Origin of the sequence: Kitasatospora sp. NPDC050463, from assembly GCF_040655255.1 — a bacterium.
Classification (GTDB): Bacteria; Actinomycetota; Actinomycetes; order Streptomycetales; family Streptomycetaceae; genus Kitasatospora.
Map to the genome: position 1 here is coordinate 23,677 of NZ_JBFAJO010000003.1, position 25,722 is coordinate 49,398.

General features: G+C 68.2%; 21 protein-coding genes. 10 read left to right on the forward strand and 11 right to left on the reverse strand.

The genetic code is table 11. The features are described from left to right. Positions 1–174 precede the first annotated feature (174 nt). From AB0J08_RS02875 to AB0J08_RS02890, 4 genes are all read left to right on the forward strand, one after another. Positions 175–393 (forward strand): hypothetical protein, encoded by a 219-nt coding sequence (locus AB0J08_RS02875; protein WP_360625829.1) that lies wholly within the window; start codon positions 175–177, stop codon positions 391–393. A gap of 905 nt (positions 394–1,298) precedes the next feature. Beyond that, positions 1,299–1,961, forward strand: coding sequence for a tyrosine-type recombinase/integrase (locus AB0J08_RS02880; RefSeq protein ID WP_360625832.1), 663 nt, complete (start codon positions 1,299–1,301; stop codon positions 1,959–1,961). 421 nt (positions 1,962–2,382) lie between these two features. Next, positions 2,383–2,631 (forward strand): hypothetical protein, encoded by a 249-nt coding sequence (locus tag AB0J08_RS02885; RefSeq protein ID WP_360625835.1) that lies wholly within the window; start codon positions 2,383–2,385, stop codon positions 2,629–2,631. Between the two features lie 10 nt (positions 2,632–2,641). Then, positions 2,642–3,469, forward strand: a complete 828-nt coding sequence (locus AB0J08_RS02890) for a helix-turn-helix transcriptional regulator (RefSeq protein WP_360625838.1) — start codon at positions 2,642–2,644, stop codon at positions 3,467–3,469. Positions 3,470–3,992: 523 nt separating this feature from the next. Here the strand turns inward: AB0J08_RS02890 and AB0J08_RS02895 are convergent. The 6 genes from AB0J08_RS02895 to AB0J08_RS02920 form a co-directional block, all read right to left on the reverse strand. Then, positions 3,993–4,373, reverse strand: coding sequence for a hypothetical protein (locus tag AB0J08_RS02895; protein ID WP_360625841.1), 381 nt, complete (start codon positions 4,371–4,373; stop codon positions 3,993–3,995). A 406-nt stretch (positions 4,374–4,779) separates the two neighbouring features. Beyond that, entirely contained in the window at positions 4,780–5,298 is a 519-nt protein-coding gene (locus tag AB0J08_RS02900) for a hypothetical protein (protein WP_360625844.1), read from the reverse strand. Positions 5,299–5,490: 192 nt separating this feature from the next. Further along, positions 5,491–6,324, reverse strand: a complete 834-nt coding sequence (locus tag AB0J08_RS02905) for a phosphoadenosine phosphosulfate reductase family protein (protein ID WP_030396134.1) — start codon at positions 6,322–6,324, stop codon at positions 5,491–5,493. Further along, positions 6,321–9,929, reverse strand: coding sequence for an ATP-binding protein (locus AB0J08_RS02910; RefSeq protein ID WP_360625847.1), 3,609 nt, complete (start codon positions 9,927–9,929; stop codon positions 6,321–6,323). Before AB0J08_RS02910 ends, AB0J08_RS02905 begins: the two co-directional genes overlap by 4 nt. 2 nt (positions 9,930–9,931) lie before the next feature. Continuing rightward, positions 9,932–11,038: a DUF4007 family protein gene (locus AB0J08_RS02915; protein ID WP_360625850.1), complete on the reverse strand. Its 1,107-nt coding sequence runs from the start codon at positions 11,036–11,038 to the stop codon at positions 9,932–9,934. A 60-nt stretch (positions 11,039–11,098) separates the two neighbouring features. Continuing rightward, positions 11,099–12,277, reverse strand: a complete 1,179-nt coding sequence (locus tag AB0J08_RS02920) for a cysteine desulfurase family protein (RefSeq protein WP_360625853.1) — start codon at positions 12,275–12,277, stop codon at positions 11,099–11,101. A 548-nt stretch (positions 12,278–12,825) separates the two neighbouring features. Between AB0J08_RS02920 and AB0J08_RS02925 the strand changes: the two genes are divergently transcribed. The 3 genes from AB0J08_RS02925 to AB0J08_RS02935 all read left to right on the forward strand — a co-directional run bounded on the left by AB0J08_RS02925 (position 12,826) and on the right by AB0J08_RS02935 (position 16,807). Then, entirely contained in the window at positions 12,826–15,144 is a 2,319-nt protein-coding gene (locus AB0J08_RS02925) for a DUF262 domain-containing HNH endonuclease family protein (RefSeq protein ID WP_360625855.1), read from the forward strand. 109 nt (positions 15,145–15,253) lie between these two features. Next, complete coding sequence (locus AB0J08_RS02930) at positions 15,254–15,793, forward strand: hypothetical protein (RefSeq protein ID WP_360625858.1); 540 nt, start codon at positions 15,254–15,256, stop codon at positions 15,791–15,793. A gap of 153 nt (positions 15,794–15,946) precedes the next feature. Next, the gene (locus tag AB0J08_RS02935; protein WP_360625861.1) at positions 15,947–16,807 is read left to right on the forward strand and encodes a DUF5655 domain-containing protein; all 861 of its coding nucleotides are present in this window, start codon (positions 15,947–15,949) and stop codon (positions 16,805–16,807) included. Between the two features lie 406 nt (positions 16,808–17,213). On the opposite strand, the gene AB0J08_RS02940 is transcribed toward AB0J08_RS02935, so the two are convergent. The 5 genes from AB0J08_RS02940 to AB0J08_RS02960 all read right to left on the reverse strand — a co-directional run bounded on the left by AB0J08_RS02940 (position 17,214) and on the right by AB0J08_RS02960 (position 22,534). Further along, positions 17,214–18,167, reverse strand: coding sequence for a hypothetical protein (locus tag AB0J08_RS02940; protein ID WP_360625864.1), 954 nt, complete (start codon positions 18,165–18,167; stop codon positions 17,214–17,216). Beyond that, positions 18,164–19,330 (reverse strand): DUF317 domain-containing protein, encoded by a 1,167-nt coding sequence (locus AB0J08_RS02945; RefSeq protein WP_360625867.1) that lies wholly within the window; start codon positions 19,328–19,330, stop codon positions 18,164–18,166. The genes AB0J08_RS02940 and AB0J08_RS02945 overlap by 4 nt, the downstream gene beginning before the upstream one ends. A gap of 182 nt (positions 19,331–19,512) precedes the next feature. Further along, the gene (locus AB0J08_RS02950) at positions 19,513–20,400 is read right to left on the reverse strand and encodes a DUF317 domain-containing protein (RefSeq protein ID WP_360625870.1); all 888 of its coding nucleotides are present in this window, start codon (positions 20,398–20,400) and stop codon (positions 19,513–19,515) included. A 39-nt stretch (positions 20,401–20,439) separates the two neighbouring features. Then, the gene (locus tag AB0J08_RS02955) at positions 20,440–21,648 is read right to left on the reverse strand and encodes a DUF317 domain-containing protein (RefSeq protein WP_360625873.1); all 1,209 of its coding nucleotides are present in this window, start codon (positions 21,646–21,648) and stop codon (positions 20,440–20,442) included. A 112-nt stretch (positions 21,649–21,760) separates the two neighbouring features. Further along, a complete protein-coding gene (locus tag AB0J08_RS02960; RefSeq protein WP_360625876.1) occupies positions 21,761–22,534 on the reverse strand; it encodes a DNA methyltransferase in 774 nt (257 codons plus the stop codon). 711 nt (positions 22,535–23,245) lie between these two features. Here AB0J08_RS02960 and AB0J08_RS02965 point away from each other — a divergent pair. The 3 genes from AB0J08_RS02965 to AB0J08_RS02975 all read left to right on the forward strand — a co-directional run bounded on the left by AB0J08_RS02965 (position 23,246) and on the right by AB0J08_RS02975 (position 25,527). Beyond that, entirely contained in the window at positions 23,246–24,415 is a 1,170-nt protein-coding gene (locus AB0J08_RS02965) for a C40 family peptidase (protein WP_360625879.1), read from the forward strand. A gap of 96 nt (positions 24,416–24,511) precedes the next feature. After that, positions 24,512–24,829: a DUF6112 family protein gene (locus tag AB0J08_RS02970; RefSeq protein ID WP_189278178.1), complete on the forward strand. Its 318-nt coding sequence runs from the start codon at positions 24,512–24,514 to the stop codon at positions 24,827–24,829. Beyond that, positions 24,829–25,527: a hypothetical protein gene (locus tag AB0J08_RS02975; protein WP_360625882.1), complete on the forward strand. Its 699-nt coding sequence runs from the start codon at positions 24,829–24,831 to the stop codon at positions 25,525–25,527. The genes AB0J08_RS02970 and AB0J08_RS02975 overlap by 1 nt, the downstream gene beginning before the upstream one ends. The last annotated feature ends 195 nt before the right edge of the window (positions 25,528–25,722 follow it).

Genomic DNA, 25,722 nt, shown 5'->3' on the forward strand with positions numbered 1-25,722 from the left:
CGGGCCTTCGTTACCGACCAACTGCGACAAGGCCGGCGTCCCCCGCATCGCCCTGCACGACCTACGCCACCTCACCGCCAGCTTCGCCACCGCCGCAGGCGTCCCCTGCCCGTCATCTCCAAAACCCTGCGCCACCGCACTCTGTCCACCAGCGCGAACATCTACACGGACCTGATGCTCCTCGCCGCCCGCGCGGCTGTCGACGCCGTCGCCTGGGTCCTCAACAACGCCGACCGCGCCGCCCTCGGCTGGCCCGCCTGCCGCGCCCGCCGCCCCTGGCACCAGAACCCGCGCCCGCACCGGCAACTGCCCGCACACCAGCAGACACGAACCGAAGAACCCACAGCGGCCTGGCCGATGTGGCCCGGCGATCACAATGCGACCACCAATTGACGCAAGAACAGAAAGAGCCGGCACTCGGTTTCCCAAGTACCGGCTCTCACAACCGACTTCACAGTCGGGACGACAGGATTTGAACCTGCGACCCCTTGACCCCCAGTTTAGTAGGGCTATCACATTAGCTCTCGAAATGCGCCAACGCGCACGTCGTGCGTGTGCAGATGAGCGCGTCTCGTGCACCTCGTGCAGTGCCGCGCACGACGTGTGGTCCCCAGCTGGTCCCCAGGTCAGGGGCTTGACGGAGGTTCCGGATGGCGTTCATGTCTCCAGGTTAGCGCCACTCCGGCCGTTAATCCAGCGATTCCTGCGAATCGCCCAGAGGGCCACCGGGCAGAAGCCAACTAGCGCCGAGAGAAATCAGTCTGACCCAGGCCGAACGCCGGCCAGAGAATGGCCACCTCAAATCCCTCTATCACCAATTCCTTGCCGTCTCGTAGAAATTCTCGGCGCTCGCCATCGCCCACTCCGGAGACCGGTCCGAGGCTCGGCGCGACGCACCGCGCGTGCTCCGAGTTGTACGAGCCCAACAACCCGCTGCCAACCGGCGGCCCGCCTCCTCCCGGTCCGCGGCCACCGTTCCGAGCAGCGACCCCCTGGACCGATGCTGCGCGATCAAGCCGCCCTACCCGCCGAACGTGGTCCGTGATCACCCTCGCGACGTGTCGCCAGCGCGCCGCTGGCCACGGGCGCACCACCGTTCACCACGCGGTGGCCATGCTGCGCAAGGCCCTGAACCAGGCGGTGCGGACCTGGCGGCTGCGCTACAACCCGGCCAAGCACTCCGTACCCGCCAAGCCCCGCGCTGCCGAGCGCGTCTGCTGGACCCCCGACCAGGCGGCGGCGTTTCTGCGGCACAACACGGAGCACTACGCCGACCGGCTCACCGACCTTTCGAGGACATGCTCGGCACCGGCATGCGCCGCGGCGAGATCCTCGCCCCGCACTGGTCCGACGTGCACCTCATGGACCACCAGCTCTACGTCCGCTGGACCCTGACCGCCGTGAACAACGGGAAGATCCACCTCAGCGAGCCCGAAAACGGAGCCAGCCGCGCCTGGATCAGCCTCTCCTCGAGGGTGATGGCCACCCTCCACCGCCAGGCCACCCTCCAGATGGCCGCCCACCCCGAAGTCTGCCTCGAAGGCCCGGTCTTCGCCCGCCCGGACGGCTCGCCCCTGCGCCCGCAGTGGCTCCTCGATCGGCTCCGCAAACGCACCGCCGAACTCGACCTACCCAAGATCGGCCTGGACGACCTGCTCCACACCGCAGCCAGCATCATGATCGCCGCCGGTATCCCCCTCACCGTCGTCTCCAAGACTCTGCGCCACTCCAGCCTCCTCAAGGACTCCGCCGACGACGCCGACCTCGCCCTGGCCGCTGCGCTTGACAGCGCGGATGCCCACTGTGAGGTCGCCTTCAGTGGCTCCGGTGCAGCCGCGCGCCGACTGCCTCAGCCAACGCCGGCCCGCAGGAGGACGGGCGCCGTACACGGCAGCACCCTCGACCAGACCGAGACGCAGCACAGGGTTGGCCGTCCGGCCACCGCGCGCTGCACTGCGTAAGGCTCTCGTTCTCCGTTCGAGCGCAATCCGAGGTCTCTCACCTGGCGTCGGCCGGCGAACCGGTCGGCCCTACCTGCTGAACGCGGCTGCGCCTGCGTACCGTACCGACGCCCGGCCCTGTCTCAGGGAGGGCCTTACCCGATGCTGCGGACAGATGTGCATCAACTCCGACCGGCTCAGCAAGATCAAATCTTCCGACCTGGGCAGATGTGTCAGCGCCCTCCTTTTCGATCATGCTTCAAAAAAACCTGGGCGCTGACCCCCTTTTGGGACGCGCGCACATCAACGCAGCACTCGGACCATGATCATCATTGCTGAAGCGGCCTCCCCGACAGCAGGATCGGGACCACACAAGCGGCCTGACGGACCAACACGTCGACATCCGTCGACCACGCCAGCCCGCCTCGCCGCCATGGAGGAAATGATGAAGAGCAACCGCCAGAACCCGACCGGGCTCCAGTGCTCCACCGGGATGCCCCGTTGGCGCAACCGAAAGATGCTCCCGCCGGCTGCAGTCGTCATCGTGCTTGTGATCGTGCTCCTCGCCGCGGTTCTGGCTCTCGCCGGCACCCCAACCGCCAGCATCCTTGAGCTGCTGGCCGGTGCGGTCGCCATTGCAATGCCAGCGGCCAGGGAGATGGCGACCCTGGTCCCCGGTCGCCGTCGCTGAGGCGGCCAACATGGGCCGGCCTCAGAGAAAGCTCGACAGAGGTGCATGGCATCACAGGGCCCAGTTGGCACTCTGGCTCCGCGAACATAAGCAACGGTCCGGACTGACATACCGCGAGATGGCCCAGCAGGCCCCGTTTTCTGCAACAGTTTTCTCTCGCGCAGCCTCGGGGCAGATTGTGCCCACATTGGAGATCGTGGAAGCATTCGCGACAGTATGCAGAGTGGACCCCACACCTGGCCGTGAATTGTGGAAGCGTGCACGGCATGAGAGGGCACGGGCGGCTGGGCGTGGGGTCAATTCGCCACAGCCAATGCGGCCCGAGTACATCAGAGATCACGCCACGCTTCGCCTCGCCTTGATCGAACTTCATCAGGCGACGGGAGAACTATCGCTGCGAGAACTGGAGCGCCGCGCTCAAAGCTCGGGCGATAATCTCTCTCGCGGCACGATCCACGGCGTCCTGAAGGGTCGCCGCGTGCCGACCAGGCGATTCGTAGGATCCTTCGTGAGGGCGTGCGGGATCCATGAGGGCGCAGCTGGCGTGTGGCTCGCCGGTTGGGACCGTGCGGAGCGGAGACGGTCCTTGCAGACCATGGCAGATAAGCCACTGACGTTTACAGAGGGCAACACCGCCCGGTCATTTCGATATGATGCGCAACGCCTCCTGGAGAAATATCGAAAGGATGGCCTTCATCTCGACCTCATGGAGGAAATTCTCATTCGACACTTGGAAGAGACTCGCCGCCGAGACATCGAACTGGGCGAGTCGCGCATTTCCGGTCATAAACATGAGTCACCCTCACCCGCAGTCTCAAATACGGGCAAGACTGAATAGTCGCCACAAATACTGACACCCTTCGGAACATTGTCCGATTAAGGCGGCGCCGCGCTCGATCAGGGGTGGTCGACTGTCGACCGGTCAGGCAGATTCGCAGGGCATGACCCGCGGTCGCCACAGACACGTCCCGCCCGACTGTGGCTCCCCGACAGACCCGCAGGCCCGGTCTGGTCATGACGGTCCCGAGCACTGGCGCTCGCTGATTGGCGACTGGCCCCGACGCCGAGCTGGCACATTGAGGCAGTCCGCCAGCAGTCGCAAGCCGGACACCTTGCTGCACTCGCAGGTCCACTCGATGTCCCGCATCGCCACCCAAGGGGTCGGCGATGCGGGACATCGAGCCGCGCGAGATAAACACTTGATCTGTTCGATCATCATCCATAGAGTATCTCAGGTTCGAGTGATCAACCTGGGAGCCTCCATGGGTCAACCGTCAGTAGATGCAATGTCCGGGCGTACGGACTGGACGGCCGGTCCGTTGAGGGCGGTGTCGTACGGGGGCGGCGTTCAGTCCACCGCGCTACTCGTCCTCGCAGCTCGCCGAGAAATCGACTACCCGACGTTCTTGTTCGCGAACGTCGGTGACGATAGCGAGCACCCGGCCACGCTCACGTACGTACGCGATGTCGCAGTTCCGTTCGCTGCCAGCGCTGGGATCGATCTCAGGCAGCTCCGGCGGCTGCGGCGCGATGGCGAGTCCGAAACGCTGGTACAACGGCTCAGCAGACCTGACACTCGCTCCATCCCGATCCCAGTTCGCATGGCGAACGGGGCGCCAGGAAGAAGGTCCTGCACAGCTGATTTCAAGATCAAGGTGATCGGACGATGGCTTCGCGAACACGGAGCCACGACCGCCGCACCGGCTCACGTGGGCATCGGAATTTCCGTCGACGAGATCCATCGTGCGAACCGCAGGCGTAGCGAACCGTATGAGCTGATCGAGTACCCGCTTCTGGAGCTCGGGCTTCGGAGGACGGACTGTGTGCGAGTCATTGAGGAAGCGGGGCTTCCCGTCCCTCCGAAAAGTTCGTGCTTCTTCTGCCCCTTTCGCACCGTTGGGGATTGGCGCCGTCAGCGGTCGCTGGAGCCCGAGCTCTTCGCCCAGTCGGTGCACATCGAGGAACTGGTCAATCGCCGACGCAAGGCTCTCGGTCGGGATCCGGTGTACCTGACCCGCTACGGCCGTCCGCTGGCCGAGGCGATAGCGGTGGAGCCTCTCGTTGTCGTTGACGACGACGGGTTGTGCGACTCCGGCTGGTGTATGACGTAGCGTCATCGGGGTTCGCGGCGTGCGGCCTCCTCCCTGACTACTTTTCCGAGGCTGCCTTTCGGCCTCGCGGCTTCTGACTCAGCCGATCACCGGCGAGCAGCCTTGCATGTGCTTCTGGATCAACTGCTCGGCCGCGGGCCTGGGCGTCAGCGATGAGCGTGTCGAGAAGCCAGAGCGGTGAACCCGACAGCTTGAGATCCTCGTCCGCAATCGTCCGCCGATTCCGCCATCGAGCGATGGCTCGCTCGTCGGCCCCCAGTACGAGAGCGGCCTCCTTGATCCCTACGATCACCGGAAGGCCCTCCGGGTCCGCGAGACTGTATCCACCTGGGATCGTCGCCTTGTACTGCGCCAGCCGCTCTTCGGTGATCTCCCGCCCACTGTGACCTTCGAGCTGAAGGACCGTGGCGAGTAGCCAGTAGGGGTTCCCGGACGCGATGAGGTCGGGCTCGCCGAGGATGCCGTCGGTCCGCCACTTTTGAGATGTCTGGCGCTCGATGCCAAACAGGGCGGCGATCTCGGTGTGGCCGACCAGGTACGGCAACTGTGCGGCCATGACCAGTGCTTCTCCGGGGGACATCGTCTACTCAGGCCCGGCTCACGCGCGGGCTCCCAAACGATAGCGCTCTCCGGCGTGCCGTACTGGATCTTGGCGGCGCGGCTGAGTTGCTCCGAGCGCCATCGGTACACCTGAGCCCCCGTTGCGGACGGCTGTCGCCGGTCGCAGCGGGGGCTCAGGTGTTATTCGTCAGAGGTGGCAGACGGAGCAGCCTGCCTCGTCGTCGTCCTCGTCATGGGCATCGGCGAGGATCTCGAGCAGCGGTCGGTTCGGTTTTACGCGGGTGGCCGCCCTCTCCAGAGCTGCTTGGTGCTTGGCTTCGATCTCCTCGCGGCGCTCGATCAGGTCATGCAGGGACTCGCCCTGGGACCAGGTGTACTCTCGGCCCTGCATCGCAGTGTGCCGGTAGTTGACCTTCTCCTCGTAAGCTATGGCCTTCTCGAAGAGGTCCGGGTGACGGTCCTTCAGCCCGACCCACTCGTGCTTGCGCTGGAAGAAGCAGAAGTAGCAGCCCGAGCGAGTGCGCCACTCGTAGTAGGCCGGCAGGCCGATGCCGGCCTCGTCGAGGATCTTGTCTACGCCGGCGCGGTCGATGCCATCCTCGCGGAATGGGAACACCGCGGTGATGTTCGGCTTGGTGCTGACGTAGCCGAGGCGGTTCTCGTCTGCGCGGATGGCGACGTAGGAGATCACCTCGTCGTCGCCGACCCACTCTTCCAGCGGCTTGATCTTCAGGTTCTTGGTGCACCAGCGCATCTGAGGGCTGGGCAGGGTGCCCTGGTAGACCTCAAGCCAGTGATCGAAGTCGCGGCTGGCGTTCAGCCGGACGATCGGCTTGCCGACTGCGGCTTCAAGGCGGTTGAGGTACTCGTACGTTTCGGGCAGCTCGGCGCCGGTGTCGCAGAAGAAGTACTCCATGTCGGGTACCCGGTCGCGCATGTGGATGGCGAGGGCTGAGGAGTCCTTGCCCCCGGACAGGCCGAGTACGTGGCGCTTCTTGGTGCCGGAGCTGGTGTCGCTCACAGCTTCTCCTTCGTCTCGGGGGCCGCGTCAGTGGCGGCGGCCAGGCGTTCGGCGAGGGCGGCGAGCAGGATGCGGGCTCCGTCCGGGCCGAGCGCCTCTTCAGCCTGCCTGATGACACTGACAACGAGCTTGTCGGCTGCCTTGCGTGACTGCTTCGGCACGTGGATGAGGGTGCGTTCCTCGGTGCCCTGGGGGGTGGTGAGCGTGAGAAGGCGGGTGTCGATGCGCCGCGGCGAGGCAGGCTTCTGGGCAGCCGCCGGCTCATCGTTTGTCTCGTAGAGGTGGCTGACTCGGTCGAGGGCGCGGGCGACCTCCTTCACCTTGGCAGGGAAGGCATCCGTGTCGCGGTCGGTGAAGTTGACGAGGGCCTTGTTGAGGAGACGGATGGTGATCGGCTCGAGCCAGTCCTCGTCTGGCAGGTTCTCGTCGAGAACGCGTGAGACGAAGCCCTGCAGGCTGAGTTCGAGGGGTGCGTTGGCGAACCCGCGAAGCCGTTCGGCGAGACCAGAGCGGAGTTCGGCGATCTCGGCAGGGAGGCGGAATTCCTTTGCGAGGGCCGCGACGAGTTGCTGGCGCAGGGCGGCGCTCGCGCCGGACAGCTCGTCGAGGGTGGCGACGAGGCCCGCGACGTACGTCTTGGCTGCCTGCTCGTCCTTGGCGGTCTCGGCCAGGACGGGCTCGACTCCCTGCGTGAGGGGCAGGGCGGTGAAAATCAGCTCGTCGGGGTCGGTGGCTTCCTTCAGGACGTCCCGGAGCTCCAGCGCCGGCGCGCTCAGGCGCTTGGTGGCCTTGGCGAAGTCATCAAGGGCCATGTAGCGGCCGAGGATCGTCCGGGTGACGGCCAGGAGCATGGGGTTACGGGCCGAGCGCGATCGCGGCGCGGTGATGTTCAGGGCCTTGGCGAGTCCTTCGACCACGAGGCGGCGCTGACCGCGGCCGACGGGTGCGGCCTTGACCATGAAGCGGTCCGGGTTGACGTTGAGCCGCTCGATGATCTCCGGGGTCAACCGCTGGCAGTAGTTGCCGTCCTCGAACAGCGCGATGTCGTCGCTGCGAAGGATCAGGGCAGTGACCACGAGGATCGGGACGACGCCGGCCTTGACGCCGTAGGGCGGCGCCATCAGCTGCTCGTAGATATCGCCCAGAGGGGTCGGTCGGGTGGCCTTGGTCAGCGCTGCCTCGAGTGTGTCCCAGACTTCGGTGACGTTGGCTTCGGCGTTGGCTTCCTTGCTGGGCCTGGAGATTCCGTGCGTGAGGATGGTGTCGGAGTCGACAGCGTTGCCGCTCTCCCCTGCGACGCGGTGGAGGCCAAGGTACTCGACGACTCCGTGGTACATCGCGCGTTCCGCGGAGTAGTTGTCGGGGTCGAAGCCCAGGAGGTGCACGCCCGATCGCTGGATCATGGCGGTGAGCACCTCGCGGCGGGCTCGCGAGCCGTTGCTGGTGAGCTGGTGACGGCCGGCCATCTCGTTGCGGATACGCGGAGTGTGCGGGTAGACGAGTTCGCACGCCTGGGAGGCGAGGCTGGCGTAGCTGCGCGCTTCGAGAGCTGCGTCGGGCGCGTTGGTGACGTCGGCAGCGGTGTTCCAGAGGTGCCAGGTGGCCTGCGGGCTACGGGGGTTGAACGCTTCGTCGAGCTGCGCGCCGATGAGCTGGGAGATCTCTGCTGCGCGTTCGGCGATCTCCCGGGAGGCGACGTGGTCGATGGTGTCGTCGTCGAGGAGTTCCTCGAGTGCGACGAGGTCGATTCCGGCTTGAAGGACCCGCTCAGGGTTCTGGGTGACGCCGATCAGCACCGGAAGGGGCGAGTTGACGGCAGGCCGGGTGTCGAGGGTGCCGAGGTGGTAGACGATGAGGCCGTCAGCGGCGTCCTTGACCACCTCGGGGCCGTCGATCTTCTCCCCTTCGTGGCTGACCGCTGTGACGAAGTAGCGCAGCATTCCGGTCTGCTGGCTGTGCTTGCCGGCCACCACGGCGGCGGGAAGGACGGTGCCGAGGTGCTTGCTGACGTAGTCGACGACGTCCGCGGGCTGGATCCGGGTGGCGACTTCGCGGACCCGGGCGTCGATGTCGACGTCGGTGCCCTGCCAGACGCGGTATTCGTTGCTGTAGGCGCGGTGAACCACGAAGCCGTCTTGGACGAGCTTGTCCAGCTTCTTCTGCAGGGCCGCGAAGCGGTCCGGGTCGTTGGCGTCGAGTGGGTCGTTGAGCGCGAACTGGATCATGCCGGGCGTTGCGCGCAGGAGACCGTCGGCGTCGATGAGGTTCAGGATGCCGATGACCTTGAGGACTTCCTGGTCCTCGTTGGGCAGGCCGTGGGCCTCATTGAGCCGCATGTCGACCTCAAGCCAGCGGCTGGCGTTCGACGAGGCCAGGATGGTGGTTCGGCCCGAGGCGAAGAAGTAGTCGTACAGCTGCGGGAGGCGAACCGTCGAGGCGCGCTCGGGCGCGTCCGAGGACAGCATCTCCATTGTCCGCCGGACCGTGTGGGGCTCGTCGCTGGCGAGGAAGCCAGTGAGGCTGCGGTCATGCTGGCCGATCTGGGAAGCGAGCAGCGGAGCCGCGACAGCGGTCAGCGGGTGCAGAGGGTAAAGGCCAGCGAACATCTCCGCCGAGATGTCGACGACGGAGTTGAGTGCGTGCCCCTCCCTCCACGCCTTCGCGGCAGCTTCTGCCTGGGCCTCGATAAGAGCGCGGCCCGGCTCGCCAACGGCGGACAGGTCGAGGCGGCGGCGCATGAGGTGGACGGCGTCGCCGAGGTTCGGCGCGAAGGTGATGTCCTCGAACCGGCCCTGGATCTTCGCCCATTCCTGGGTCTGTACGGAGCTGGATCGCGCTGCGTAGTCGGTGAACGCCAGGTGCTGGAGCGTGAAGACGAACAGTGGCAGGCCCGAGCGCCCTGCTCCCTTCTCGGCCAGCATCTGGAGCAGGAAGACGTCGCTGTCGGCGTCTCCGGTGTCGCCGGCCGCGGCGAGGTACTCGAGTGTCTTGCCGAACTCGTCGAGGATCAGCAGGACGGGGGCAGCGTCACACAGCACGGTGACGGCATCCAACAGGCTCTGCGCAGTCGGGACCTCCCGTTCGGCGCACGCGGCGAGGGCCTGGGCGACGACCTTCGGGGGCCGCTTCTTCCACCTGCGCTCGACGGCTGTCTGCAGGGCTCGGTGAATCGTTGCGGCAAGAGGTTCACGACGGGCCGTGGCAACAGCGCCGAGGAAGCCGTCCGTGGTCAGCTCGTCCCGGACGCGGGACAGCCGCGCGGCGTATCCGGGGCTGGTTGCCGCAACGGCCGCTTCTGCTTCGGCACGGCGAGCCTTGTCGTGTCCGAGGAAGGCGTCGAAGAGGTTGGAGAGCGTGGATTTGCCGGAGCCGTAGGGGCCGGTGAACGACCATGCGCGGGTACGTCCGAGATCGCCGACGGCGTTGGTGACGCGCTCGAGGACATCGAGGGCACGCGCGCCGACGTAGGGCGAGTTCAGTTGGCGCTCGCGGACGTCACGTTCGAGGTTGGTGGATCGCAGCTCCGATCCGACCAGGGCGATGCCTTTAGGGAGCTGGAAACTGTCGGTGCTCTGGCGGGAGCGCTGCTTGGTTTTCGTCGTCATGATCAGGAGTTCTCCTCGCCGAACACCAGCTCCTCGGCCTGCTGGGACGTCTTCTTACGCGCACTGCTCACCGCGGTCTTGGCAAGCCCGGGGTAGATCTCGGTCCATCGCTCCGGGCTGGGGAAACCGTCCCGATCCCGGACACAGCCGTAGTACTCATCCAAGATGTCCCACGCGAGCGTCTGTGGGGGCTTGAGGTAGGCCAGGCTCCTCTGGCCGAGGGCCTCGACCAGCTGGAGGTCAGGGTGATCATTGATCACGGACTCGATGGCCTTGGCCAACTCAGGCTCCCGCATACGGAACGCGCGGCCCGGTGACCCTTCTTCTGCGGCGAGCCGTGCCAGCGTGATCGAGCCAGCGTTCGGGGCGAGCCGAGAGGCGTAGTCCAGGCAGGCGTAGGCGAGCACCGGCGCGGGCAGGTTCGACCGGGATCCGCTGGTGAAGCGCCAGGTCCGCTGCTTGCCCTTGCCCTGCCCTTCCAACAGTCCGAGCTCCCTGAACGGGGACATGAGCAGGTCCTCGAAACTACCCGGAGACAGCGGGTTGAACTCCTGGTCCAGGGCGTACATCTTGATCAGGCAGTCCACGTCACGGTTGACCGACTCCGCCGCCCGCCACTTGTCCTCGTCGAAGTTCTCATGCACGAAACGCGTGATGACGCTCGTCATCTCTGCGGTCGTGACTCGGGAGCGGGGCGCCAGGTTGAACATCACGTACCAGCTGGGCGCTTGGCACTTGGAGTCCGGTTCGGCGGAGAGCAGCCACCAGTGCAGCAGCCAGAGGCTGCCGGTGTCCTCGAGATACGGGTCCGCGCCGTGTTCGTCGAGCAGCCACCGGGCGCGCCATGTCGGTGCGGACAGGCGTGCCTTCTTGGACGGGTCGGTGTGCGCGTGCTCCTGGGTCAGCTTGAACGCCTTCGACCAGTAGCGCATCGCGTTGACCATGTTCCGACCGACGCCGAGCAGGACGGGCGCGTCCTCGCGGTAGAAGATGTCGGGGTGGTCCTTCACCTGCGTATAAGCCTTGTGCATCCAACCGAACCGCGGCGCGAAGGTCTCGTGGCGGTTGAAATTGAGCTCGACGGCCTCAGCGAGCCGGCTGTCTGACATTCGGGGATGCCTCTCGGTGGTCAATCGCAGGAAAGAAGGGCTAATAGGGGATAACGTCGGTCACTGTTCGGCGGTAGCGGCCATCAGCAACCGGGTTCGCTCGACCGCTGCAGCAGCGGCGTCGATTGCGCGGTCGACGTCCTCCGTGGTGGTGGCGTATCCCAGGGAGAAGCGCACAGTGGAGTCCGCGTCCCCACGGCTGCGGCCCATTGCTAGCAGGACGTGGCTCGGGCTCGGCGCTCCCGACGAACAGGCGCTGCCGTCCGATGCCGCTACGTGTGGCATTGCGGCGAGCACCGCGTCGGCTGGCACTCCCGGGAAGGTGACACTGGTCACGCCAGGAAGGCGAGGCGCCCGCGCTGCATTGATCTGGCAGCCCGGCACCCGGGCGGTCAGGCCGACTTCCAGGTTGTGGCGCAGCTCAGACACCCGGGCGGCTTCCGAGGGCAGGTTGCGTCGGGCAGCCTCTGCTGCAGCGCCGAGCGCAGCGATGCCGGCCACGTTGAGGGTTCCGGCTCGCCATCCGCGTTCATGGCCGCCTCCGATCAGGAGGGGGCGGTGCGGAAGGTTGGTGCCACGGCGGACGAACAGCGCCCCCACTCCTTGCGGGCCGCCGAACTTGTGAGCGGAGAGCGACAGCAGATCGACGCCCAGCTCGGCAAGGTCCAGGGGCAGCCGACCGACGTACTGCGTCGCGTCTGTGTGGACCAGGGCACCGGCTTCGTGCGCGGCCTTGGCGATGGGGGCCAGATCGGCCAGGACTCCGGTCTCGTTGTTTGCGAGCATGACCGACACGAGAGCGACGTTCCGCCGGCTGAGGGCCTCGTGGAGCGGCTCCAGGTCGAGGATGCCATCGCCGTCCACGGGGAGTACGACAAGACCGTCGACTTCCCCTTGAGTGATCGCACGCGCCGCTTCAAGAACGGCAGGGTGTTCGACCGCAGTGGTCACCAGTACACCGCCGCGGGCAAGCGCGGCCCGCAGGGCGAGATTGTTCGCCTCGGTTGCCCCCGAGGTGAAGATGATCTCTCCCGGGGAGCAGTTGAGCAGATCGGCAAGTTGGCGGCGCGCGCCATCGACCCTGGCGGCGGCCTCTCTGCCGAAGTGGTGCATGCTTGAGGCGTTGCCGACGCTCTTGAGCGCGACCAGCGTTGCCTCGAGCGCCTCCGGACGCAGCGGAGCTGTGGCGTTGTAGTCGAGGTACACGATCTTTGCTTCTGCGGCACGGCCCTCGACCATGTTGCCCCCTCGTTCCGACACGTTCCGACTCTCACTCCTGGCGGCTCCCCTCGGCGGGCTGACCCGCTCCACCAGGAGTGCACTGAGATCCTATCCAACCGGAGCGACTGCCGAGGCGCGCTCACCCAAGCCGCCCGGCCGGACACTCTGCGCCACTCGCCTGTCCGGCCTCGTGCCGGCGCTCCGCAATCGAATCCCGAAATTTTGCGGCATATGCCAGATATGCCCGGTTTTTTGTATGCGATTTTCCGAGAGGAACTCATGCGTGTCAGTCGCTCGGTCTAGGGTGATCGCTGGTCGTGGACTACCCATTAGCGGCAGGCCGCGACGGTCAGAGTTGGGCACACCGAGGGGGACGGTGGGAAGCAGAGGTGCCCCTATCCGGGGACACGTGGCGAGGGGGCCGGCAGGAACCGCAGCAGCTGTGAAGTGTTCCAGCGACGCCGGGCCGCAGGCTGCCCGCGTGAGCCGAGGAACCGAAAAGCCGCGATAGCGCGCGAAGAGAGCCTGACTGGCAAACGGAACCGCGAAATGCACGGGAGCTTCATTTGGAAACCCGAGAAATCTTTGACGCCGCCCCCTACACCGTGGCGCAGTACCTCAGTGAAACCGGGCAGGGACTCTATATCCCGCCGTACCAGCGCGCATACAGCTGGGAGTCCAACAAGGTCAAGCGTCTCATCGCTGACGTCGCCCACGGTGTGGAGCAGATCACCAAGTTCCCGGAGTCGATCTGCTTCATCGGATCGGTAATCGCACTGCGCGACCTGCAGTACAGCACCGTGGATCCGATCCACCGACCGATGGTGCCCGCGAAGGTTATGAGCATCATCGACGGCCAGCAGCGGATGACCACCCTTCTCCTGCTGACCACTGTCCTGCACGAAGAAATCAGCCTGCGCGCGAATCGGCTTCCCAAGAATGGAGGCGAGGCCCGAGACTGGTGTTTCAACCAGGCAGTCGATGTGACGGTCCGTCTCACCGACACCTTCGAGGAGGATATGCGCTACGGCGAGGGCGGCTTCCGTTTCTACCCTCGCATGATCCGCTCGTTTCACGACGTGTGGTCCCGCAACAAGGGCGAAGCGCAGTACGAATCACCGATCGGGTACTACCTGCACCAGTACGGAAAGTTCCGCCGCGACGAGCCGATCTCCCAGGACTACAAGCACGTTCCCTTCGTCGAGGGCGAGGCCGAAGACGCCAACGCCCAGGCTCACCGGCATCTCGAGCTCACGCGCGCCCTCATCCGTCGCACGCTGCGCCAGGCCGTCTCGCTGTCGCGGCAGGCTCGAGAGGACGAGGCCGAGATCCCCTCCGCTCAGGCCATGGTGGACTCCAAGGTCCTCCAGGAGGGCCTGTTCAACAGTCCGTTCCCCGACTACGTGATCGACGCCGCACGGGAAGACGACCGCCTGGGGGCGCTTCTCCGGCTGATCGTCTTCGCCAACTACCTGCTCAACCGCGTGACCGTGGCGGTCGTGACGTCCAAGCACGAGGACTACGGCTTCGACATGTTCGAAGCGCTGAACACCACTGGGCAGCCGCTCACCGCGATCGAGACGTTCAAGCCCAAGGCCATCAAGAACGAGCCGCTCAAGGAGTGGCACGACTCGGAGTCGTACAACCACTTCGACACCATCGAGAAGTACCTCGATGCACAGGGTGCGTCATCCGCTGACAAGCGGCAGACCGCGACGGACAACATCCTCATCCCGTTCGCTCTGCTCAATGACGGAACCCGGCTCAGCAAGCGCCTCAGCGAGCAGCGTCACTACCTGCGCACCTCGTTCGACAAGGAGGCCGGCCAGGCCGAGCGGCGGGTCTTCCTGCAGGCGCTGGCCCAGGTCACCAAGTTCGTCTCCGGCCCGTGGGCTCAGCCGGACAGGTTGCCGGAATGCACGGATGACGCGCTGCGAAAGCAGGCAGCATTGTGTGCCCAGGTACTTAGCGAGGCCAAGCACGAGATCGTGGTCGCGCCGCTCACCCGGTACTACGCTTCGCACCGGCTGGCGCAGGACAACATCGACGAGCGGGCCCGTCAGTTCCTCACCGCCGTCCGAGCCTGCGGCGCCTTCTACGGCCTCTGGCGAGGCGCCTTCGGCAGCACCAACGGCATCGACAACAAGTACCGCAAGCTCATGGGCCTCCCGGCATCCGGCGAAGGTGCGCCGCGGTTCATGCGGTTCGGCCGGCAGCTCACCGAGGTTCCCCCGATCGAGGAGCTGTTGGCCTACTTCCGCCAACAGCTCCAGGAGGAGGGGCTCGGCGAGAAGGACCGCTGGGTGGCACGCGCGGCCGAGATCCCTGTCTACTCGAGCTCGCGGCAGCTCACCAAACTCCTGCTCCTCGCGGCCTCCAACGACTCGACTCCCGACAGGGAGCGGCCCGGCCTGATCACGATCGGCAGGCAGGGAGTCCTGAGCACCCTCAATCTGGAGCGCTGGCACGACGAGGCGTTCTCCACGATCGAGCATGTGGCCCCGAAGGGGTCCGGTGCGAGTGGGTGGGAGGGAAGGCTCTATGACGAGTCGAACACCGTCCACATGCTCGGGAACCTGACGCTGCTTCCCAGGGTCGAGAACTCCTCCGCCCATCAGCGCTCGTGGCCGATCAAGCGGCTGATGTTCCGGGCACTCTCCGCGACGACTGTCGAGGAGGCGGAAAAGACGCTCGCACAGGCGGCCCACGAGGGTATCGAAATCGGCGAAGGGGCGGAGGCCATCATCCGCCGAGCGCGTTATCTGCCTCTGGTCGCAGCCCTCGCGGAGCGCGAGGAGGACTGGACCGTCGAGTTCGTCCGCGAGCGCTCCCAGCGGCTGTGCGGCATGGCTTGGGACTCGCTCGCCCCCTGGCTCGGGCTCTGAGCCAGGGAGTCCGCTGTGGACTGCCGATAGCCCCCAACCCGGGTCGATAGACACCCACAGTCGCCACCTCTTGGGATTCCGGAGCCTCCCGGAATCCCAAGGGACAGCGGTGCTGCCGGACCACAACTACACACGCCTTCCGGGCGGGCAGGTGATACCTGCCCGCCCCGAGGCTCGTCCAGAGCTACAGCAGCTCGGGCATCCCGATGCCGAGGAGGTCCATGCCCTGGCGGAGGGTCTGGCCGGTGATCCAATCGCGTTCGGCAACAACCACCAGTCGAGCAACTCCTCCGCCGCCGGCGTCAGCAGCGAGGACCTCGCCACCCTCGTCAGCATGATCCGCTTCAGCATCCCGATCCTCGGACTCCCCGAGGAACAACAGGCGGCGGTCGAGGGCGACGTCGCGGCGCTGGAGGCCGAGGCCGCGACGGGGAATCCTGACCAGGGCCGCGTCCGCACGTTCCTGCAGCGCGTGGGCTCGGTAGTGCAGAGCGTGGCGACGAACCCGATGGCTCAGAACATGGTCCTCACCGGGGTTGGGACAGCTACCGGGCCTGCCGGTATCGCAACTGCCCCAGTAGAGCCGCCACTTCGAGAACAGCGACCTACCGCGACCCCCTCTATTCCCTGCCGGAGCAAAGTGCAATAAACGCAACAAGTACTAGATTGTCCGACTTCTGGCATGTATGTTGTCCGGTTCATCGCCGGGTGGTCCGGTGGATGGTGTGCTGGGGGGTACGTGGCGGGTCTGCAGGTGTTCCGCGTTTCTGATGGGGATGTTCGTCGTATCGAGGGCGACACCGTGGAGCTGGAGCGTCACCTCCAGGCTCTCGTCGAGGCGAACATGGAGGAGATGCTGGGCGGCGTCCGCTTCCTGGCGAGCGAGTACTCCACCGGCCCGGTGCACCGGGGTCGGATCGACAGCCTCGGTCTGGACGAGGACGGCAGCCCAGTGCTGATCGAGTACAAGCGCACGAGCAGCGAGTCGGTCCTCGCGCAGGGGCTGTTCTATCTCTCGTGGCTGGTGGAGAACCGCGCAGAGTTCGAGGCGCTCGTCGAGCAGCGGCTCGGCGCCGAGGCCGCCGAGCAGGTGGACTGGAGCAACCCGCGGGTGGTGTGTATCGCAGCGGACTTCACCCGTTACGACCTGGTGGCGGCCGGGATGTCCCACCACCGGATCGACATGGTGGTCTACCGGCGATACGGGGACGACCTGGTGACGCTGGAGCTGGCGGCGTCAGTCGCCGGCGGGTGCGGCACCATCCCAGGTCGGCGGACGGATCTTGCCCGGCCGGTCTCGGCCAACCGTCGAACGGTCACCGACGTGCTCGCTCAGGCTGGCGACGGGATCCGCGGACTGTACGAGGAGCTCGACTCGCGCCTGCTCGACCTGGGCGAGGGCCACGCGGTATCGCTGCAGCACTACGTTGCCTACCGCCGGCGGCGGAACTTCGCCTGCGTCCGGGTGCTGGCGCAGGCTCAGGCTCTGGTCGTGTTCCTGCGCGTCGACCCGACGACAGTCCAGCTGATCCCGGGCTGGACCCGGGACGTCCGGAGAATCGGGCACCTCGGGACGGGCGAGCTGGAGGTCCGGATCGGCTCGGTGGAGGATCTCGACCGGTCGATGGCACTGCTGCGGACGAGCTACGCCGCTGCGGCATAGTCCGGCAACGGCGATGGGCCGTACCCCTCTTTCCGGGGTACGGCCCATCGCCGTTGTTCGGCCCGCTCGCCGGAGGGCTGCGTCCACGGGGCGGGCCCTGGCGCTCAGCCGTGTGCCGAGCGACCCCAGCTGGCGGTCAGCACCGGCGGGGGCGGGATGGTGAGGGTGGTGCGGTGGCGGGCGGTTCGCTCGCCTGCCCGGCGGAGGTCGAGTTGAGGGCCTGCTTGATGTGGGCCTGGCGGGCGGCCCAACGGCTCAGGTCTCGCTGGTACGTCCGGCCTTCCTCACCTCCGACAAGGCTCGGGTGAGGGGCTGCGGGCTGACGATCCTGGGGGTTCGGCTGTTCGATGGTGGTCCTCCGCGTCAAGGGGTGGCGACTCCGGGCGCAGGCCGGGGCCGAGCGGGATCAGTGTCCGTGGTGGTGCCGCGGTTCTCGGGCCAGCACGGTGATCAGAGCGCGTTCACGGACGAGGTCGGCGTGGACGTCGGGTTGGTTCGGGTCGAGGGCTTCGATGGCGCTGTCGATCGCGTGGAGGGCTTCGGATCGGCGGCCGAGGCTCCGCCAAGCGGTGGCGGTGCGGAAGAGCATGATCGGGTCGGCGTCGTCGAAGGTGGGCCACGCGGCCAGCTCGAGGATCCGCTCGGCCTGGTCGGGCAGTCCATCTCCGAGCCAGAGGCCGTGGAGCAGGGCGTGGCAGACCTGGGGGTTGTCGCCGGCCTCGGCGAGGCTGCGGTCCAGGGCTTCGAGGGCGCCGGGGGCGGAGCTTCCGAGGAGGGCGAAGGCAGCGAGGGCGCGTGTGTACGGATCCCAGCGGGTGCGCTCGCTCACCGGGGCCTGGTCGAGCAGCTGCTGGATGCTGCGGCACCGGAAGTCGAAGCGCAGGCTGGCGAGGTGGATGTGCCGGAGCGCCTGGGCGTGGGTGCGATCGGTGCCGGGCTGGGTGAGGTGGTTGTTGCCGGCGAGATGGGCGAGGGCGCTGTTGCGCCGACTGCGGGCGTACCACGCGAGGTGGTTGGCCAGGGCGGCGCTGGTCTGCCAGTCCGCGTTGGCGCGGCTGAGCCAGCGAGCGGCTTCGGAGGGCCAGGGTCGGCCCGCGTCGATGTCCTGTTCGACGAGGGTGCGGATGGCGGCCAGTGCGGTCGGGCGGAGGTCGTCGCGGTGGACGGCGGCGGCAAGGGCGGCATACGAGCCGGGGGTGTCGAGCAGTCCGCGGATCATGATCCGTTGGGTGGGCGGGTATGCGGCGGCGCGGGCGATCCGTTCGATGGTGTCGAGAGCGGTGGTGGCGGTGGTGGTGGTCAGGCCGTGTCCCTTGCGAAGTCTGTTCCGTGGTGGCGGTGGTGGGTTCAGCGGGTTCACCGGCCGCGCGCCTTTGACGCGGTGGCATCGGAGACGATGCGCGCTGGGGCGGGAGCCGGGAGCGCTGCGGGCGTGGCGGTGGACGAGCGGGCCGCGCTGGCGCGACCCGCTGCCAGGGTCCGGTCGGGTTGCACGGTGGTGATGTCGAGGTGGGGAAGGTGTTCGTCGGCGAGGCTGTGCCGGGGGCGCTCCACGGGGGTGCGGTCCAGCAGTGCGCCGGTGACGGCGGCAAGCAGCGGGGACGGGATGCTGGAGTCCATCTCGATGTACCAGCCTTCCCGGGGCCCGAGGTTGAGCCTGCCTCCGTTGATGTGCCAGTCGTCCCGGCGGAAGGCGTGGTGGGCGGCGGGAAGTGAGCGTGACACGCGGGCGAGCCCGTGGACGGGCTCGACGTAGATGATGTCGTCGGGGAGGTGGGGAAGCCGTTGCCATCCGGCGGCGGCCAGCTGGTCCAAGGCGGCAGTGGACGGTGGGAGCGCGCGGCGCGGATCGCGTGGGCCGGGGAGTTGGGTGACGGCGGTGGTCAGTGCAGCGATGATCTCTGGCGGCGTCTTCGCGTCGGCCGCTGCCCGCCACGCCGGAGGGCCGCCGGCGTGGTGCAGCCCGGTGATGGTCCAGGCCCAGATGGCGGATTCCGGGGTGACGACGACGTGGTGGAGAGTGGACGGGCTGGTGTAGGTCGTCGTCGACCGGTCGGTGCGCACGCTCCAGCCGTGCTCCAGCAGGGGTGCGGTCGCCAGCTCCCGGGGGCCGGCGGGACCGGCGAGGTAGAGCGGGCTGACCAGCACCGGGGATGGGTCCTGGACGGACTTACGGGTCGGTCCCGCGGTGTCAGCGCGGGGGAGGGCCGGTGCGACGCGGTGCCGACCTGGCGCACCGGGCGGCGCGTCGGTGTAGAGGTCCAGGTACCGGTCAATGGCGTCTTGCAGGAGTTCGGGGGTGAGTTCTCCGAAGCGGTGCATCCGGTCGAGGTCGTCGATGCGGTGAACGAAGCCGGGGTTGGGGACAGTGGCGTGGGTGTCGAAGTCGAAGCGGTTCGAGCCCAGTTCGGCGCCGGTCTCCCGCACGACGGCTCGGATTCGGATTCCGTTGAAGGTGTCGTCGCGGATGCCTGCGTGAGCGAGCTCGGCGGTGACGAGCACTCCGCCTCGGCGTGCGATCATCTGCCGGCCGGTGGCGGTGCCGTCGGCCAGCGGTGCGAGGGCGGTGAGTACGGTGGAGTGGGTGGGTTTCAGGATTTCTCGCAGGGGGCGCAGGAACTGGGGTGCGCCGCTGTGGGCGGCTGGAGGAGTGGCCCGGCCGCTGGTGGGGGCGGGCTCGGTCGGCGTCTGCCGTGCCCCGGTGTTCAGCGGGGGCGCGGCACCGGCCTGGCCGCCGGCTGCGGGGAGAGCGGGGGTGCCGAGACGGCGATCCGGGTGGAGTCGGCGGCAGCTCGAGCCGGGGAGGTCCTGCGGGCGGCCTGGGCGCGGTGGACGTCCAGCGGCGTCGGGCTGGAGGGGATCTCGGTCAGTTCGGCAGCGCCGATGACAGCCGCGCCGACGGCCAGGTCGTCGATGTCTCCGATGTCGCGGATGGCTGGGGCGAGCATCGTGCTGACCATGGTGTGCAGGATGGCGTCCGGTGTGGAGATGCTCGCCACGGCGGACCAGCCGTCGAAGTCGCCGGCGATGTCGACGCTCCAGAAGGCGTCCTGCCCGGCCTCCTCCCACTCGTCGGGGTCCGGGAAGGCCCGGGTGTTGAGGACGATCGTGTCCTGCGGGCTGTACTTCGAGCACGCCGTCTCGGTGCCCGTCGCGGCGTCCCAGGTGAGGGTCCACCCGTTGGCGTGGAGGGGGGTGCGCCACTCGGCGTCGGCGGCGGCCCCGGTCAGCCGTCCACCGGTGCTCAGCCGGTTGGCCAGGTCGGTGGTGATGGCCTCGACGACTTCGATCGGCGTGTTCTCGGTGAGGCTGACGGTCCACAGCGGAGGGAGGAAGGGGCGCTCGTGGACGGCGACCTTCCACATCACGTCGCCGTTCTCCGGCTCGAATCCGAGCCGGACCCGGCCGTCGGTGGAGATGATCAGCTGGTTGCCGCGGCCGTCGTCGAGGCGGACCGCTCCCGCGTTGGTGAGCGGCCGGATGGCGCGCTCGGTGTCCGGGGTGGGGCCGGCGTACAGGGCTGGGGTGATGCGGACCTGCTGCCAGGGCCGGTCGCGGGCCAGCTTGGCCCAGTGGGGATTGGCCGTGGTCAACTGCTGCTCCAGGTAGGCGGTTTCATGCGATGCGGGCGGTCAGCGGGACCTCGACTGCGGGCCGTCGCGGTCCGGAGCTCCGGTGTGGCCGAGCGGGCCGGCGGCCGGAGGAAGTGCGGTCGGGGTGACCGGCGTGGTGCGGGTTCGGGCTGCTGCGGATCGCGGCGAGCGGTCGGTGCCGAGGCGGCCGACGGCGTGGTCGGCAGCCTCCCGACCGGAGGCGACGATCTCGGCCGTCAGCCGGAGCGCTTCACCGGCGTCTCCGCCGACGCGGTGGTGGAGGGCCCAGCCGCCAGCCGCGCGCAGGGCCCGGGCGCTGCGATCCAGCACGCCGCCCTCGCCGGTGATGACGCCGGCCACCCTGCGCGCCTCGGCCGGGTCGGTGGTGCGCAGCAGGTGGGTGGTGACCTCGTCGATGCGCTCGGCCAGCTGTTCTGCGGTGTTGCTCGGTAGGCGGTCTCCGGTGACCGCGTTCGGGTCGGGCTGGCCGGGGCCGGCGGGTCCGGGCTCGGCCGGCGCCTCGCCTGGGCCTTCGCGGGCGGACTGCTTCCCAGGCCCGGGTGGCAGGTTGCGGCGGGGGTGCGGTTCGAGGTGGACCTGGGTGCGGTTGGCGGCGGGGATCTGGAGGCGTTGGCGGAGCGCTGGCAGAGGGTTGACCACCTCGTCGAGCGCGGCGCTGATGAGGGCGTTGGGGGTGTGGCCGGCGAAGACGGCGTGCCAGCGTTCGCTGGGGTACCCGCGGGGGCCGCCCCAGACTGTGACGGTCGGCCCGATCCCGCGGATGTCGCCGATGTTGTGGTTGACGCCGATGCCGGCGGTGTCGTCGGGGCGGGTGTAGCTGTAGACGCCGGGGACGGGGGCGGTCTCCCGCTGCCACGGGTCGGCGGCGGCTTCCAGGGCGGCCGCGATGGTGTTGTCCAGCGACCGGCGCCCCCACAGCAGTTCGTCGCGCACCGTCTCGGAGGTCGCGGTCAGGGCGTGGGAGAGGCGCTCGGCCACCGCGGTCACGACCTCGACCGGTGTGCGGATGCAGAAGGTGGCGTTCCGGGTCCGCTCGCCGACGGACGAGGCGTACGCGGCGATGGTCCAGCGGGGGCTGGTGGTGGTGTCGTGGTCGAGTTCGATTGCGGCGAGGAGGGACTCGTGCAGGGCGACGGTGGTGTCCTGCCCCGGGCTGTAGCGGCCCCAGGTGGGGGATGTTTCGAGGAAGTGGGCGAGGGCTGCCTCGGCGTTGCCCGGTCCGGCCAAGTGGCCTGGTGTGACCACCACTTCGAGGTCGGCTTCGGGGGTGCTCAGGGAGTCTCCTTCGGGCTCGGGCGGGGCCGGGCCGCCTCGGTCGGGGCGGCCCGGCTGTCGGTGATCAGGCTTCGGCCTGCTCCTCGTCCGCGTCCTCGGGGTCGGTCGTGCCCTCGGCGATCTGCCGCTCGGTATCCGCGAGGCGCAGTTCGGCGATGCCGGCGTAGTGCGGGGTGACCTCCACGCCGATGAAGTTGCGGCCCTCAAGCAGGGCGGCGACTCCGGTGCTGCCGCTGCCCGCGCAGACGTCGAGCACCGTGCCACCCGGGCGGCAGATCTTGACCAGTTCCCGCATCACCGAGACGGGCTTCTGGGTGATGTGGACGCGGCCCGCCCGCGGCTGGGAGGCGGTGTACAGGCCGGGCAGGTAGACGGGGTGGGCGTCGCCGTCGATCGGGCCCTTGCTCCCCCACAGCACGAATTCACAATGCTGCGTGAAACGGCCCTTTTGCGGCCTGGCCGCAGGCTTGTACCAGGCGAGTGCGCCGCGCCAGATCCAGCCGCCGGCCTGCAGCGCGTCGCTCGTGGCAGCCAGCTGACGCCAATCCGTGAAGACGAGGGCGACGCCGCCGGTCTTGGTCGCGCGGTAGGACTCGGCCAGCAGCTGGGAAAGCCAGTAGGTATAGCTCCTCTGATCCTTGTTCTCGCCGGGGAAATCGGCGAGGGAGTGGGCGGCGTCGTTCGAGGTGTACTTCGCCCGGGCCGTTCGGCCGGTCCGCTCCTGGGCGGTGCGTCCGCCCGAATTGTAGGGCGGATCGGTGATGACGGCGTCGATGGAGTTCGAGGGGATCGCGGCGAGCCGGGTGAGGGCGTCGCCCTGGTGAATTTCGTAGGGCAAGGGGCGGACTGACCTCCTGGTCGGGGATGGGGGCAGCAGCGGCAACCGGCTTGGCGACCTGGCCTTTCGGCTGGCGGACGGAGGCCGGAAAGGCGGCTCCGGAACGCTCGGGCTGCGGCTGCGTCAGGAACCTAGCCCAGAGAGGGCTCGCAACCTAAAACGTACCCCGACCACCCCTGCGAAGATCGTTTTAGGTTGCGAGTCGCACTGCGCCTATCGTCTGCCACGCCCCCGCAGATCCACCGGCCCGGATATCCCGTTTTAGGTTCCGAGCCGGTCCGGTTCTACGGTGGGGCACCCCGGAGGAACACCGGCTAATACCTGCCCGACGACCAGCAGCCCGTTTTTGGTCGCGAGTCGAGAAAGCATTAGCGTCCTCCGGGCCTGCCGACGGACTATCCCGAACCGCAGGGCCCACTCCGTTTTAGGTTGCGAGCCCTCGATTCGCTACCTTCGGCCACCGCAAGCGAATTCCATCCCACCCATTCCAGGGGACACCCATGCCTTTTTCGAGATTACGAGCGCGGCTTGCTGCCGCTCTCGCCGGCCCGCTCGCCCTCACCCGGGTGGAGCGGGCCCCGCCCGCACTCGGCCACACGATCCGACAGGAGTCCCCGCCTTGCTCGCCCTCACCGCACGGATGCGGATGCCCAATCCCCGCCCGCCGGACCCTCGCTCCGTGCCAGCCGGAGGTGACGTTCGGGGGGCGCGATGAGCTGGCAGAAGTGGGTCGGCGGTGGTCTCGCCGGCCTTCTCCTGGCCCCGTTCGCCATCGCCTTCCCCGCTCTGGCGGTCACCGCCAACGACTCCACCAAGTCCGGCACTTGCACATCCGGCCCCGGTCCACAGCCTGTGGACAGCGCGGCCGTCGCCGCCCAGGTCAAGAAGATCCTGGACGGCGCGACCGGGCAGGTCGGCCCGGTCGCCGGGCTGGACAGCCCGGCCGTGCAGATCCCCTTCGCGAAGACGATCGTGGCGACCGGCATCTCGATGAACGTGTCCGCCCGCGGGCAGGTCATCGCCCTGGCCACGGCGCTGCAGGAGTCGACCTTGCGGAACCTGGCCTACGGGGACAGGGATTCGCTCGGCCTCTTCCAGCAGCGCCCGTCGCAGGGCTGGGGCACGGCCGAGCAGATCCAGGACCCGGTGTACGCCTCGACCCGGTTCTACAAGGCGCTGCTGGAGGTTCCCGGCTGGGAGCAGCTGCCGCTCACCGTGGCGGCGCAGAAGGTCCAGCGGTCCGGGTATCCGGAGGCCTACGCCAAGTGGGAGCCGCTGGCGACCGCCCTCCAGCAGGCCATCTCCCAGGTGCTGTCCAGCAGTTCGGCCCCCGCCCCCACCCCATCGCCGGGCGCTACCCCGTCGCCCAGTCCGTCCGCACCGGCCACACCGAGCGGCTGCGGCACCGGAGGCGGCGACGGGACATCCTGGGGCGTCATCCCGCCCGGCGTCCTTCCGGCCGGCTACCAGATCCCGACCGACGTCCCGCCCGCCGTGCAGAACGCCATCAAGTTCGCCCTCGGTCAGCTGGGCACGCCCTACCAGTGGGGCGGCAGCTGCACCGACGCGCACGGCCAGGACCCGATGGGCCGGTGCGACTGCAGCTCGTTGACGCAGCAGGCGTACAAGGCCGGCGGCATCACCCTGACGCGCACCACGTACACGCAGGTGGGCGAGGGCACCGCGGTGTCCGTCGACGCCATCCGCCCGGGCGACCTGCTGTTCACCCGGCGCAACGATGAGGGACTGCCGGAACACGTGGGCATGGCGATCGGCCAGGGCCTCGTGGTGCACGCCCCCAAGACGGGCGACGTGGTCAAGATCTCCACGCTCGCGTCGTGGAAGGCGGACATCATCGCCGCCCGCCGCATCGCCCCCTGACGGCAACTGCCGTCTATCTCAGCGCACTTCGCGCACTTCTCCCTTCCCGCGCGGCCCACCCGCGCACCGTCCTGCCCCTCTAGCCGTGGAGTGTGTTTGCTCACCTACTATCTCGCCGACGCCGCCACCCAGCTGGCGTACGACCCCGGCATCTCGCCTTCCGAGGGCGGCCTGCCCGGCCTGTCCGTCCTGAAGTCCACCGTGGGCAGCATCAACTTGTTCGCCATCATCGCGGTCGTCGGGGCGCTCTGCGTCAGCGGCATCGTCTGGGCCTGGGGCCACCACACCGGATCGCACGGCAGCGAGCAGAAGGGCAAGCAGGGCGCCCTGGTCGCCGCGGGCTGCGCCCTCCTGCTGGGCGCCGCGAACGGCATCGTCAGCTTCTTCTCGACGGTGGGGACCAGCGTCCACTGATGCCGAAGTCCTCGCCGTTCACCGGCCAGTCCACCATGCTGCGCCGGCTGCTGATCGGCCTGGGCGTGCTCGTGGTCGTCGCCCTGCTGGCCGGGCTCACCGCCCGGCTGGCGGGCGGCGGCCACCGCACCCCGAGCGCCGCCAACTCCCCCTCCAACCCTTCCACTTCCGCGACTTCGACCGCTTCGCCGCACGGCTCCGGCCCCACCCCCTCGCCTGGAGCGACACCGGGCGCGTCCGTCGTCGCCGCTCCGCCGCACACCAGCGACCCCATCAAGTTCGCGACGGCGTTCGCCACCGCGCTGTGGAGCTACGACACCCGCACCGCCACCCAGCCCCAGCAGCTGGCCGGCCTCCGCGCCTGGCTGACCGGCGAGAGCAAGTACGCCGACCCGGACGCCCTCGCCGCCCAGCTTCCGGACCCGACTCTGTGGAGCCGGATGCGCGACAACGGCCAGCACGCCACCGGTGAAGCCGCTGAGGCGCACCTGCCCGCCGCCTGGCAGCACGCCATCGGCAAGGACCCGGCGCAGCTCACCGTCGCCTACGTCTACGCCGTCACCGTCACCGGTAAGCAGACCGTCAGCTGGAACGACGGCGGCCGGGGCGCCGAGGACCGCGCCCTCACCCTGGCCGTCCAGTGCCGGCCGGGCAGCGACTGCGCGCTCGCCTCCATCGCCACCACCGTCTACCCCTGACCTCTTTCCCCATCGGTCCCGACCAGAGGAGCTGATCGCCCATCGGTTTCTGCGACATTCCCGGCTCCGGCCTGCTCTGCGACGTCATCGTCGGCGGCGTCAGCGACTCCGTCACCGACTCCATCGGCAACTGGGTCGCCAAGAGCGCCGGCGACCTCGCCAAGAGCGCGGTCGACCTCGCCTCCCGCGCCGTCG